Source organism: Janthinobacterium sp. GW456P (assembly GCF_002127655.1).
In the GTDB taxonomy this organism is placed as follows: domain Bacteria; phylum Pseudomonadota; class Gammaproteobacteria; order Burkholderiales; family Burkholderiaceae_D; genus Janthinobacterium.
Window position 1 is genome coordinate 73,763 of the sequence record NZ_NEHB01000002.1, and the last position, 13,081, is coordinate 86,843.

The window sequence follows — 13,081 nt, forward strand, 5'->3', positions numbered from 1 at the left end:
ATAAGCATGAAACGACTATTCGACCTGCTGCTGGCCCTGCTGGCCAGCCTAATTTTGCTGCTCCCTATCGTGCTGGTGGCGCTGTGCGTCAAATTGACATCGAAAGGCCCGGCGATCTACTGGTCGGATCGGGTGGGACGCTACAACAAGATCTTCCGCATGCCGAAGTTCCGTACCATGCGTACCGACACGCCTGCGGTGGCGACCCATTTGCTGGCCGATCCGAAGCGCTTCCTGACACCGTGCGGCTCTTTTTTACGTAAATCCAGCCTGGATGAACTACCCCAGCTTTGGAGTATTCTGTGCGGTAATATGAGTTTTGTCGGCCCACGCCCGGCACTATTCAACCAGGACGACCTGATCGCGCTGCGCACCCAGAATGGAGTGGACGCAATCCTGCCCGGCCTGACCGGATGGGCTCAGGTTAACGGCCGCGACGAATTGCCGATTCCAGAAAAGGTCAAACTCGACGTGGAATACATGCAACATCAATCGTTGGCGCTGGATTTGAAAATTATCTTACTGACATTCATGAAAGTCGTACGCCGCGATGGGGTGACCCATTAGATTGGCGGTTGTTGTTATTCCTGCATCATGTGCTGGCGGCAGATAATATTCGCCATTCAATAGCACTCATCTCCAATTACGCTTGAATAGAAAAATGAAATCATTTCTTGATTTATCACGTATCCAGAAACAATTGATAGCGGCGACGGCAGATTTAATTTTCCTGCCACTAACATTTTGTTGCGCAATTCTCTTGCGGTACGATTTATCAAGCGCCCCATTGTTTACGCATTACCTGTGGCTGATTATTTCCGTACCGGTCATTTCGATTCCTATTTTCATACGGCTAGGCTTGTACCGTGCCGTCATCCGCTTCATCGACCAGAAAATCGTTTATGTTGTCATACTCGGCGTTACTATTTCAGTAGCAATGCTGGTCACCTTGGCGGCCCTGGTCACCCATATGTCGGGGCTGTCGCGCGGCGTCTTTGGTATTTACTGGATCAGCGCGATCACCTATGTGGTGGCGAGTCGCTTCCTGGCGCGTGGTTTTCTGCTGTACCCGCATGGCAGCCAGCAAACGGTGCGGGTCGCTATTTACGGCGCGGGAAAAGCTGGTTCGCAGTTGGCCAAAGCACTGCGCGCGGGCGAGGAGTATCTGCCGGTGGCCTTCATCGACGATATGGCGGAATTAAATGGCGCCACCATAGGCGGTATCAAGGTCCATAGCGCAGCCTATCTGCCGGAGTTGATCAGCAAGGCGAAGATCAGCGAAGTCCTGCTGGCCATGCCGTCGCTGTCTAAAAGCAGGCAAAAGCACATCCTGAACAAGCTGGAAACGCTCAAGGTCAAGGTCAAAGTGACGCCGCCGGTGGAAAGCCTGGTCAGCGGCGAGCTGCGCCTGCAGGATGTGCGCGACATTGAAATCGAAGATTTGCTGGGGCGCGACCAAGTCGCGCCCGATCTGACGCTGGTCGCCAGCTGCATCACTGGCAAATCCGTGATGGTAACGGGTGCCGGGGGCTCGATCGGCTCCGAACTATGCCGGCAGATTATCCGTTTGCGACCGGCGCGTCTGATTTTACTGGAAATGTCCGAATTTGCTCTTTATTCCATCAAACAGGAACTCAAGGGATTGAACAGCGGCCAGGGATTTGAACTGGATCTGATTCCTTTTCTTGGTTCTGTACTGGATACGGAAAAATGCAAACGCATCATGAGCACCTTCACGGTTGAAACGGTCTACCACGCTGCCGCCTATAAGCATGTGCCGCTGGTAGAACACAATCCGATCGAAGGGGTACGCAATAATGTATTCGGCACTTTAAGCATTGCGCGAGCGGCAGTGGATGCAGGAGTAAAATGTTTTGTACTGATTTCAACTGACAAAGCGGTACGTCCGACCAATGTGATGGGCACCACCAAGCGTTTAGCAGAATTGATTTTGCAAGCATTTGCGCGCGAAGGCAATCGAACGCGCTTCTGCATGGTGCGTTTTGGCAATGTACTGGGTTCATCCGGTTCGGTGGTGCCGTTGTTTCGTAAACAAATCATGAATGGCGGACCAATCACGTTGACCCATCCGGAAATTACACGCTATTTCATGACTATTCCTGAAGCTGCACAACTAGTACTGCAAGCCGGCGCAATGGGTTCGGGTGGCGATGTATTCGTCCTCGATATGGGAGAACCGATCAAAATTATGGACCTCGCCGAAAGAATGGTGCATCTGAGCGGACTTGAAGTCAGAAGCAAAGCCGCGCCAGATGGGATAGAAATTTCCCACGTCGGCTTGCGCCCAGGGGAAAAACTGTATGAAGAATTATTAATTGGCGATAACGTTGAAGGAACCGAACATCCCCTTATCATGCGCGCCCAAGAATCTGAAATTCCTTGGGCTGAATTACAGATTATTTTAAGCGACTTGGACGCGGCTTGCGAGCGTTTTGAATTCGAGACTGTACGTACTTTGCTGCTGCGTGCCGTTCAGGAATACTCACCGCAATGCGGAATCGAGGATTTGATCTGGTACGAGCAAAGAAAGTCTCTAACGCTGCCCGGCGATTCCTCAAAAACATCCCCCCATCTACAAAATTCGAATTAATAGTGGTGCGGAAGCAACAGCAGTGGAAGTCAAGCCACGCCACCTTGACGTTCTCGGGAAGGTGGCAAAAAACAAATTCGTATCGATGACCGCCTTGACCAAGCAAGCGGCCATCCTGCCAGACTGCGATTAAAGGATATACTAAGGAGCGTCGCACTGTTAACATACAATTGACGTCATTTTCTCCTGCACTGGAAAACTGATGAGTGTTTTACATTTTTTCCAAATGTACCACGCTAATAGATATCTGTTGATAAATCCATTTATTTTATGCAGTAGCATTCGCCTGAATAGTAAAAATAATAGATGATGTTTTTTAGAGTGGATGATAAAAATGCATCTTACATCTTTCAATATTACATAGTAATAGACATGATGCGACCAAGTCGTATGCCATACGAGTAAAAATTATTTTAGAAAAAAATACCTTTATCAACATCGACTTAGATAGTAAAAAATTATGGAAAAATATGATGAGCTCAGCGAAGAAAATAATGACGGCAACCAGTTTGGAATTCCTCTGATGGATCTATTCCCTCCATTATGGCGCTCGCGCTGGATAATTATTGGCGTCACCGTCGTTGCATCAGGACTTGGCTTATGGCAGGGAATACATGCGGCAAAATATCAAAGTGAGGGTTTCCTGCAGTTCGGCGGAGCAATTCCAATACCGTTGGATAGAAATATGAAAGACAAAGAGCCTCCTCCTGGTATCATGCTAGCCGATTATAAACGTTATGCTGCATTCTTCAGTACTAGCGGACGCTTTACCGAATTTATTCAGCAAAACAAGCTTGAAGCCACACCTGGCGTAGATGGCCTACGCAAAGTATTTTCTTCTGCGGAAGAAATTTCAAAACTGATGCAGCCAGTTTTCCCATTCACAAAACTTGATGCCAAGGAGTTAATGGATCAACCCAAGGATGGTGGTAACAATGTCATTGGCCTACGCATTGTGTATGCGGCAGGAAGTGGGGAAAACGCCCAGCGTATGGTTGGATTGTTGGGGCGCTACGCAATGGACAGCATTACTTATATGATTTATTCCGATGTATTGCGTTTTAAGTATAGCGAAATTACAGCACTTATTACCAAACTCGATAATGACATTATTGAAAATAGAGAAAAACTTGATCTTTATAAACGTAAAAGCGCAGCCCTGAAACAGATTGTGATGCGCTACCCGGAATCGGCCAACCAAACTTCGCGCCAGGTGATTTCAGTCACGGAAGACAATGCACGCTATTTGTCGCCGGTCACGCAACTAATGACGACAGAAGTAGATACAGCGATAACCGACGAATTGATCTACCATACGAAGCGCGAACAGCAAAAAAATATTTTGCTGCGTGAATATTATGGTCAAGCTAAAATTCTGCTGGATAACACTAAATCTGGAGAGACCGTCTTGCGCGGACTGGAGTCGGTAAAGTTAGCGGTGTTCAAGACCAAAGATCTAAAGGATAAGACAACCCAAGAGGTGTACAACAAAATCACCATAGACAACCAGTTGGCAAATAACCTGTACCTCGAAAAGAGTCGCTTTATCGCGGGGCCAAGCTTGCCGGAACACCGCTCGACACGCCTGTCTGCTGCGCTGCTACGGGCATTTGCAATAGGATTGTTTGGATCTATAATCGTCGTATTAGGACGCGCTTGGTGGATTAAGAACCGCTCGAAGTTTGATATTTAAGGCTCTGTAATCGATAATAACGGAAAGCATGGACGCATCTCCGTGGCCGTGCTGTCTGACTCTCTATACCCATCATGCAGGGAGCTGATCATGCGGCTAGCCGAATGGATCAACTTTATCGCTTAGTTTGCTCACCTGAGCAAACTAAGCGGCAGGTTGGAATCTTCCTGCTCCAGGATAATTTACCTCAACACGTGACCTTGGCGCTGCTTGAAAGGGCGGCGCAGCCGCGCTTGGCCAGCCCCGTTTGGCAGTCCGAGTCACTTGTACCGGAATGGTCGGAGCCCACGAACTCCAGTTGCAGGAATCGAAGAAAGGCGCGCTCCAGATGATATTTCCAGCCCAACGCCGGAGTGTACATGCGAATAATCACGGATTGCGAATGAACAAGTCGGGATCTTGGCGGCACGCAACTGCACCGGGTAAATCCCATATTTCGTCACAGGCACAAGGGCGTTGACGAACGCGCAGCCGCACAGCTGTCTGTCCCCGTGATCGACAAGGATATCTTTTTGGTCACCGATGTCCATGCGATCTGGCAGTCTTTTGCCAGAGAGGCATTATCCATCGGACAGTCAACTTGCGCGCCTGCATCTGCAGGGCGCCGTTCGCGTGCATGACGTCATGCCTACCACTGCCATTTGCGGCAGTGGTCATGGCCATTTCACGGCGCAAGAATTGTGATTTTTCGACAAAACGCACAATCATCTCTCAACTGGGATTCACTGCTTCAACAAACCACCCAGCAATGCCGCCACTTTCTGCTTCGGCTTGACTGCGGCAGGCGCCATGCTGGCGGCAGCCGGGGCTGCGGCCTTGGCCGGCTCATATGGCTTGAGGAACCAGGGATCAGCCTTTTCGCGTCGTGCGCCGGGACCAAAAGCGGGACGCGCACCGCGCTCCGCGGAGCGGCTGTCGCGGCTATCGCCGGCATGGCGGCTCTCGGGGGCGCGCGCCGGGCGTGCCTCGCCACCTTCGCTGCGGCGCGGCGGACGGCGCTCGCTGTCGCCGCTGCGGGCAGGCGCCGGGTTGAAGCCCGTCAATTCGCCGCGCTTGATGCTTTGCTTGATGAGTTTCTCGATATCGGCCAGCAAGCGCTCGTCCTTATCCGAGTAGATCGAAATGGCGTCGCCCGAGGCGCCGGCGCGGCCCGTGCGGCCGATGCGGTGCACATAGTCTTCCGCGTTGTACGGCAAGTCGAAGTTGATGACGCAAGGCAGGTCGGAAATATCCAGGCCGCGCGCCGCCACGTCGGTCGCCACCAGCACGTCGATCTCGCCCTTCTTGAACGCCTCCAGCGCCGCCATGCGTTCCTGCTGGCTCTTGTCGCCGTGAATCGCCGTGGCGCTCATGCCTTCCTGCTCCAGCACGCGGGCCAGGCGCGAGGCGCCGATCTTGGTGTTCGAGAATACGATGACCTGCTTCAAGTCGCGCTGGCGCAGCAGATGGGCGACCAGGGCATGCTTCTGGTCTTCCGTCACCTTGTAGACCACTTGCGTGACCTTGTCGGCCGTCTGGTTGCTGCGCGCCACCTCGATCGTCAGCGGATCGTTGAGGAAGGTGGCGGCCAGTTTCTTGATTTCTGGCGAGAACGTCGCCGAGAACATCAGGTTCTGGCGTTGCTTCGGCAGCAAGTTAATGATGCGTTGCAAGTCCGGCAGGAAACCCATGTCCAGCATGCGGTCGGCTTCATCCATGACCAGCATCTGTACCTGGCTCAGGCTGATGTTCTTTTGCTCGATATGGTCGAGCAGGCGGCCCGGTGTGGCGATGACGATTTCCACGCCGCCGCGCAGGATGACGGTTTGCGGCTTCATGTCCATGCCGCCGAAGACGACGGTCGAGCGCAGCGGCGTGTGCTTGGCGTAGGCCTTGACGTTTTCCGCCACCTGCACCGCCAACTCACGCGTCGGCGTGAGGATCAGCGCGCGCACAGGATGGCGCGCCGGCGACATGCTGCTGCTGGCGTGCGCCATCAGCAACTGGATGATCGGCAAGGAAAAACCGGCCGTCTTGCCGGTGCCCGTTTGCGCGGCGCCCATCACATCGCGGCCCTGCAGCACCACGGGTATCGCTTGTTCCTGGATCGGTGTCGGATGGGTGTAACCCTGATCGGTCAACGCGCGCTGGATTTCCGGCGCGAGGCCAAAGTCGGCAAAAGTCAGGCTGGGAGCAGCGGATGCGGCAGGTGCTGGTGCTGGTGCTGGTGCAGGCGCAGCGGCGACGGGCGCCGCTTCAGGGGCAATCGCCGGGCTGGGCGTAGGAGTCGATTCGGTTTCAGACATAAATTTTCTGGTGTGCCTCCGCACTGCGGAAGCCATGCTTTCTCAATAAACAACATTTCGGGGCACGGGCAGCTCCGTCTTGCAAGCCATGGATCATTGTTCTTGCGGCACCTCCGTGCTCCGGGACATGCTGTATGGCGTATGCGGGAGCGTCGAAGAGATGTGCTGCGATGGCGGCGGAGATCGCGCCGGCGGAACATCGCGCGCAGAAGATACAATATCAGTGCTGTAAACGATACCCTAATTCACCGCAACTGTACACGGAAACCGTGATTTTTGAGCAAAAAGCGTTCCAGCAACGAGGCGCCGGGATGCCGTATTATGCCCGCTCCTATGCCAGCTCCACCGCCCCGTCCCTCACCATGCCCACCCCGCCTTTCCCCCTCGATCCGCAACCGCAGCCGCCCAGCAAACCGGGCAATGACGAGTGCTGCCACAGCGGTTGCACCTTTTGCGTACTGGAAATGTACCAGGAGGACCTGGCCGCCTACGAAGCGGCCCTGAGGGCCTGGCAGCAGCGCCAGCAAGCCGCTGCCGTCCCCACTGCCCAGGGCGTCAAGAAACCGCGCAAGCGCGCTTAACTTAATTCAATTAAAAGCTTTCCCACTCATCCACTGGCACCGCGCGGCGCGCCGTGCTGACCAGTTGACGCGGCGCCGTTGCCGGTGCCGCGACTGCCGGCGCCTTGACGTTGACGGTCGTGCGCGGCCGGCTCGCGGCAGCGCCGGCCGCATCGAGCTTGAAGATGCTGACTACGGCGCTCAGGTTGGCGGCCTGCTCCTGCATCGATTCAGCCGCCGCGGCCGCCTCTTCCACCAGGGCCGCATTTTGCTGCGTCACCTGGTCCATCTGGGCGACGGCCTGGTTAACCTGTTCGATACCGGCGCTCTGCTCGCTGCTGGCGGCCGTGATCTCGCTCATGATGTCCGTCACGCGGGTGATGCTGGCAACGATGTCATCCATCGTGCGGCCCGCCTGGTCGACCAGTTTTGAGCCCGCCTCGACTTTCTCGACCGAATCGCCGATCAGTACCTTGATATCCTTGGCCGCCGCGGCCGAGCGTTGCGCCAGGTTGCGCACTTCCGTGGCGACGACGGCAAAGCCACGCCCCTGCTCGCCTGCGCGCGCCGCCTCGACGGCCGCGTTCAGGGCCAGAATATTGGTCTGAAAAGCAATCCCATCAATGACGGCGATGATGTCGACGATCTTGCGCGACGAGGCATTGATCGACGCCATCGTGCCCACCACTTCGCTGACCACCTTGCCGCCCTCGATGGCGATGCTCGACGAAGTCTGCGCCATGGTGTTGGCCTGGCGCGCATTGTCCGCATTCTGCTTCACGGTCGAGGTCAGCTCTTCCATCGACGAGGCCGTTTCTTCCAGCGAACTGGCCTGCTCTTCCGTGCGCGACGACAAGTCCTGATTGCCCGCGGCGATCTGGCTCGACGCCGTGGCGATGGTATCGGTGCCGCTTCGCACCTGGCCCACCAGCTTTTGCAAGCTGGCATTCATGTCTTTCAGGGCTTGCATCAATTGCCCCGTTTCGTCTTGCGATTGCACAACGATATGCGCCGTCAAATCGCCGGCCGCCACCTGGCGCGCCACGCCGACGGCCTCGATCAGCGGACGCGCCACGCTGCGCGCCACCCACAGCGCCAGCAGCATGCCGACGACGACGATACCCACCAGCAAGCCGATCAGGCTGGCGCGCGAGGCCGCATAGGTTGCGTCGGCGCTGGCGCTCGAGCGCACGCCGCCGTCCGTGTTAATCGCCACCAGTTTATCGAGCGCCGCCATCATGTCCGTCATGACCTGGGCCGACGGTCCCACGGCCAGCGCGCGCGCCTCTTCCTTTTTCATCTCGCGCGACAGGCTCAGCATGGTTGCGTGCAGGCGCATGAATTCATCGTTGAGCGCCAGGAAGCGCTCGAACACTTCCTTCTCGCCCGGTTCGGAAATCAGGCCGCGGTACTTGTCGGCATCGGCCTTCAGCCTGGCCTGGGTTTCCGTCATGCGCGTTTCGTTCTGCGCCATGTCGGCATCCTGCGCGGCCAGCATGTGCGCCAGTTCCCAGCGGCGAAAATCGCTGACATCGCTGCGCATGGACATGGCCGCCAGTACGCTGGGCATCCAGTTGTCGGACAGGTCCGTCGATGCGGTATTGATGCGCGCCATGGAAAAGATCGCCGACACGCCCAGCGCTGCCGTCAGCAACAGTACGGCGCCAAACGACAAGATCAGCTTGGTGGCAATTTTCAGATCAAAAAACCATTTCATGCGTTGCGTTCCTTCATTAACAGGTAAACGGGACAAGACAGGCGCGCACCAACACGGCGCATGTAATGCGGCGGCTCATACCGAAACGCCGGTTAAATTTCCAAAAGGCAACATTTTATCACCGACGCACTGCGGCGCAGAGTGCTTTGATCGCGGCATGCGGCCAAAGTTCAGGTGTAGCGGGCAGCGTACCGCATTTTTGTTCAAACACTGTTGTTTCCAAACGGGAAAATGAAGAGCAGGCGTAGGAGTTGGATGACACGAGGCAATGTTCCTAGCCTACATAAGCACGTCGGCTCATCCGATGCCCGTCAGTGCCCCCTGGTTCTATAGTGGATACAAGATTCAGCACAACGCTAGCAAGCCAGAAAAGCAGCGCCATCCAACAAAATCAGAAGACGAGGCCCTACCATGTACAAAGCTTATAGCAACCTGACACCAGCCACGAATAGCCACGCCGCCGCCCAGCATAACTGGCAAGCCGCACCGGCTACGCCCATGATTAGCATCACTGGCGCCCAACAGAACGAATTGCTGCGCGCCTTGTCGCGCGCCGATCTGGAGCGCTTGTTTTGCCAGCTGGAATTGGTCGCTTTGCCTGCCGGCAAGCACCTGTTCGATTGCGGCGGCAAGATTGAATACACGTACTTCCCCACCAACGCCATCGTTTCCCTGCTGTACGTGATGGAAGACGGCGCCACCACCGAGATCGCCGTCATCGGCCGCGAAGGCGTGGCTGGCGTGGTGCTGTACGAAGCCGAGCGCGCCACCTGCACCGCCATCGTACAGACGGCCGGCTACGGCTACCGCCTGAAAACCGCCTTCCTGCGCGAAGTGTTCAATGAAGGCGGCGCGCTGGCGCAATTGCTGATGCGCTATACCAGCGCCATGTTTGCGCAAATGGCGCAGAACGTGGTGGGCGGCCGTCATTGCAGCATCGAACAAAAACTGTGCCGTTGGCTGCTGGACCGCCTCGACCGCTCCCTGTCGAACGAACTGAAGGTCACGCAAGACACCATGGCCAACATGCTGGGCGTACGCCGTGAAAGCGTCACCGTCACGGCACGCAAGCTGCAGGATGAAGGCTTGATCCAGTACCGTCGCGGCACAGTCGAAGTGCTCGACCGCGAAGGCCTGGAAGCGGCCGCCGGCAATTGCTATAAAGCCGCACGCGCCGGTTTCGAACAGTTCCGCAGCGGCATCAGCGCACACAATTAAGCGTGGCGCTGGCCACCGGACAGGCAAACAGGTATCGTAGGCGCTCCCCGACTACCCCGGAGACTGGCCATGAAACTGATCGGTATGCTCGACTCGCCCTATGTGCGCAGGGTCGCCATCTGTTTGCAACTGCAGGGAATTGCCTACGAACACTTGCCGCTCTCCGTGTTCCGCAACATGGATGCCGTGCGCGCGATCAACCCTGTCATCAAGGTGCCGACCCTGGTACTTGATGACGGGCAAGTACTGATGGATTCCACCCTGATTCTGCAGTATCTGTCTCTGCTGCATCCCGCGACGTCCGGCCTCGCCTTCGCCGACAGCGTGCGCGCGCTGCGCCTGACGGGCCTGGCTCTGGCCGCCTATGAAAAAGCCGTGCAGATCGTCTACGAACGCAAGCTGCGTCCGCTCGACAAACAGCACGCGCCGTGGCTGGAACGGGTCAGCATGCAACTGCATGCCGCCTGGAGCGCGCTGGAACAGGAATGCGCGCACCTGCCCTTGCCGGGCGAGACGGGCAGTATCGACCAGGCGGGCGTGACGATCGCCGTCGGCTGGAGCTTCGCCCTGCTGGAAACGGCCGACATCGTCAAGCCGGCGGACTACCCCGCCGTGCACGCCTACACACGCTCGGCGGAAACCCTGCCGGCCTTCCTCGCCACGCCGCCAGTCTGACTGCCTGCGGCAGGCACCGTGACGGCACCAAGCGCACGGTGCCACATCAACAAGCGCCTGCCTGCACCATCTTTCCCCTCGCGACTCCTCGCCTGCACCATTGCGTACCCCGCCAGCAGGCAGCTACCCGGTACAATATTGCTATACCCCCATCTCGCCGCCACCAAGAAAGAGTTAATGAAAGACATCAATTGCGAAGGCTTGCCACACATCCGTGTACTGGCAGGTGAAAACACCAGCGGCCCCGTGTATGAAACCCTGCCGGCGCGCCAGATCGACGAGCACGTCTATGAACTGCTGGCCTCGCCCGGCCTGACCCTGAACCTGGCCCGCGGCGACATCGTCAACATCGCCGACCCGCTCGCGCCTGCCGAAGTATTGAAACGCGGTGGCAACTTCTGCATCCAGGTCTACGCCGACGACGTGCCGCAAGAAGCAGTGGACCAGCTCGAACGCGACGTGCAAAGCCAGTTGGGCGGCACCATGGATGGCCAGTACAAGGGCAACCTCACCTTCAGCGTGCCGGGACACCACGGCATCTACAACGTCAACGGCCCCTTCGACGCCTTCCGCGCAGCGACGGGTGTGGAATGGTATTTCGCCAATATCTACGTCAACCTCGATGACGACGACGACGAAACCTTGCTCAACTGGTGGGTGGGCATGTAATCGCCTCTCGGAAATCTGGCGTCAGCCTGTCCCCGCCAGCCGCCAGCAGCGTGCCATGCAAATCGGCATCCAAGCTACGGCCAGTCCGGTGCTGGCTGCAGCGACCGGTTGGCGTCATCGCACGGGAACTCCAGGGCGACTACCCAGATTGACGGCGATGCAGCGCCGGCTCATGCCCAGGAATTGAGCAAAGGTGACGTTTCGGCAGCGAATGCCGTAGAGCGCCCGCCCAGCGCACGGCCAACCGAACTCAGCGCTACGTGCTACGATGCAAGACAAGTTCCACGTTTTCAACACATACCATGACCTACCAGCTATTCCTGTTTGACCTGGACGATACCCTGCTCGACTTCCGGGCGTCCGAAAAACGCTCCTTCCTGCACACCATGCACGAACTGGGCTTGCGCGACGGCATTGACGGACTGTTTTCCCAGTACCAGGCAATCAACGTCGACCTGTGGAAACGTTTCGAGACGGGCAGCGTGACCAAGGATTTCCTCAAGGTAGAGCGCTTCCGCAAGACCTTTGCACAGAACAGTATCGATATCGACCCGGAACGGGCCAGCCGCCTGTACCTGGAATCGCTGCCAGACACGGTCGTGCTCATCGATGGCGCCAAAGAAGTGTGCGCAGCGCTGTCGGCCGTCGGTGAAGTAGGCATCATCACCAACGGCGTCGAAACCATCCAGAACCGCCGCATCGCCGCCTCCGGCCTGGGCGACTACATTTCCTTCGTCGCCACCTCCGAAGCGTGCGGCCACGCCAAGCCCGATGTGCGCTTCTTCGAATACGCGGCCAAGATGGCGCGCGCATTGCGCAAGGAGTCGACCATCATCATCGGCGACCGGCTGGACGCCGACATCCTCGGCGCCAACCGCTACGGCATCGACAGCTGCTGGTTCAACCCGGACGGCATGGCGAATGCCTCGGCCGCCATCCCCAACTTTGAAGTGGCCAGCCTGCATGACATCGTGCCGGCGCTGAACGCGATGCCGCGCAACTTGAAACAGGCTTGATCTTCCAGAGGCGCACCACCTGAAATACGCTGGCAGCGGCACGTCAACACGCCGCTGCTCGCATAGAGTAAAGCCAAGCGCCCTGCCCGCCTGATTGCGCGTCAAACGATCAATCGCGCGTCAATACTTCCAGCAACTCGATTTCGAAGTTCAAATTGGAGTGCGGCGGTATCAAACCCACCTGCCGCTCGCCATACGCAAGATCCGCCGGCACCCACAGCTTGCGCTTGCCGCCGACCTGCATGCCGTGCAAACCGAGGATCCAGCCCTGAATCACCTTGTTATTGCTCAACACACAGCGAAACGGCTCACCACGCTTGTGCGACGAGTCGAACTCCGTGCCATCTTCCAGCCAGCCCCGGTAATGCGCCGTCACCAGCGCCCCACGCGCCGCCGCCTTGCCATCTCCCACCACGATATCTTCAATTTTCACTTCAGCCGTCATGTCGTTTTCATCCTTCATCATTCGCGATGCCGCGATTGTACGACAACATAAAAAAAGCCCCGGCAGTGGCCCGCCGGGGCTTTGATCGATGCTGCTGAATTCTGGTGGGCCTCCCGTGAGTCGAACACGGCACCAACGGATTATGAGTCCGCTGCTCTAACCAAGCATGAGCTAGAGGCCCAGGGGACTGCG

Annotated in this window: 11 protein-coding genes and 1 tRNA gene; 8 read left to right on the forward strand and 4 right to left on the reverse strand. The window is 57.0% G+C overall.

The features are described from left to right. Window positions 1–6 precede the first annotated feature (6 nt). The 3 genes from CBW66_RS02730 (at window position 7) to CBW66_RS02740 (ending at window position 4,304) form a co-directional block, all read left to right on the forward strand. On the forward strand, window positions 7–567 hold the full coding sequence (locus CBW66_RS02730) for a sugar transferase (RefSeq protein WP_086138462.1): 561 nt from the start codon (window positions 7–9) through the stop codon (window positions 565–567). Between the two features lie 94 nt (window positions 568–661). Further along, the gene (locus tag CBW66_RS02735; protein WP_086138463.1) at window positions 662–2,611 is read left to right on the forward strand and encodes a nucleoside-diphosphate sugar epimerase/dehydratase; all 1,950 of its coding nucleotides are present in this window, start codon (window positions 662–664) and stop codon (window positions 2,609–2,611) included. 460 nt (window positions 2,612–3,071) lie between these two features. Beyond that, window positions 3,072–4,304, forward strand: a complete 1,233-nt coding sequence (locus CBW66_RS02740; protein ID WP_086138464.1) for a lipopolysaccharide biosynthesis protein — start codon at window positions 3,072–3,074, stop codon at window positions 4,302–4,304. Window positions 4,305–5,026: 722 nt separating this feature from the next. Here CBW66_RS02740 and CBW66_RS02745 read toward each other — a convergent pair. After that, window positions 5,027–6,589: a DEAD/DEAH box helicase gene (locus CBW66_RS02745; RefSeq protein WP_070287802.1), complete on the reverse strand. Its 1,563-nt coding sequence runs from the start codon at window positions 6,587–6,589 to the stop codon at window positions 5,027–5,029. Between the two features lie 311 nt (window positions 6,590–6,900). On the opposite strand from CBW66_RS02745, the gene CBW66_RS02750 reads away from it, so the two are divergent. Further along, window positions 6,901–7,170, forward strand: a complete 270-nt coding sequence (locus CBW66_RS02750) for an oxidoreductase-like domain-containing protein (RefSeq protein ID WP_230492043.1) — start codon at window positions 6,901–6,903, stop codon at window positions 7,168–7,170. Window positions 7,171–7,180: 10 nt separating this feature from the next. On the opposite strand, the gene CBW66_RS02755 is transcribed toward CBW66_RS02750, so the two are convergent. Then, entirely contained in the window at window positions 7,181–8,866 is a 1,686-nt protein-coding gene (locus CBW66_RS02755; protein ID WP_086138465.1) for a methyl-accepting chemotaxis protein, read from the reverse strand. 498 nt (window positions 8,867–9,364) lie between these two features. Here CBW66_RS02755 and CBW66_RS02760 point away from each other — a divergent pair, with 498 nt between their 5' ends. From CBW66_RS02760 to CBW66_RS02775, 4 genes are all read left to right on the forward strand, one after another. Continuing rightward, window positions 9,365–10,084 carry a Crp/Fnr family transcriptional regulator gene (locus CBW66_RS02760; protein ID WP_035828139.1) on the forward strand — a complete coding sequence of 240 codons (720 nt, stop codon included), beginning with the start codon at window positions 9,365–9,367 and terminating at the stop codon, window positions 10,082–10,084. A 69-nt stretch (window positions 10,085–10,153) separates the two neighbouring features. Next, window positions 10,154–10,759: a glutathione S-transferase gene (locus CBW66_RS02765; RefSeq protein ID WP_086138466.1), complete on the forward strand. Its 606-nt coding sequence runs from the start codon at window positions 10,154–10,156 to the stop codon at window positions 10,757–10,759. A 177-nt stretch (window positions 10,760–10,936) separates the two neighbouring features. After that, on the forward strand, window positions 10,937–11,428 hold the full coding sequence (locus CBW66_RS02770; protein WP_086138467.1) for a DUF4265 domain-containing protein: 492 nt from the start codon (window positions 10,937–10,939) through the stop codon (window positions 11,426–11,428). 302 nt (window positions 11,429–11,730) lie between these two features. Further along, complete coding sequence (locus CBW66_RS02775; RefSeq protein WP_086138468.1) at window positions 11,731–12,444, forward strand: YjjG family noncanonical pyrimidine nucleotidase; 714 nt, start codon at window positions 11,731–11,733, stop codon at window positions 12,442–12,444. Between the two features lie 109 nt (window positions 12,445–12,553). Here the strand turns inward: CBW66_RS02775 and CBW66_RS02780 are convergent, their stop codons facing one another. Next, a complete protein-coding gene (locus tag CBW66_RS02780) occupies window positions 12,554–12,889 on the reverse strand; it encodes an FKBP-type peptidyl-prolyl cis-trans isomerase (RefSeq protein WP_086138523.1) in 336 nt (111 codons plus the stop codon). A 102-nt stretch (window positions 12,890–12,991) separates the two neighbouring features. Beyond that, window positions 12,992–13,070 (reverse strand) — tRNA-Ile (locus CBW66_RS02785). Window positions 13,071–13,081: the final 11 nt, after the last annotated feature.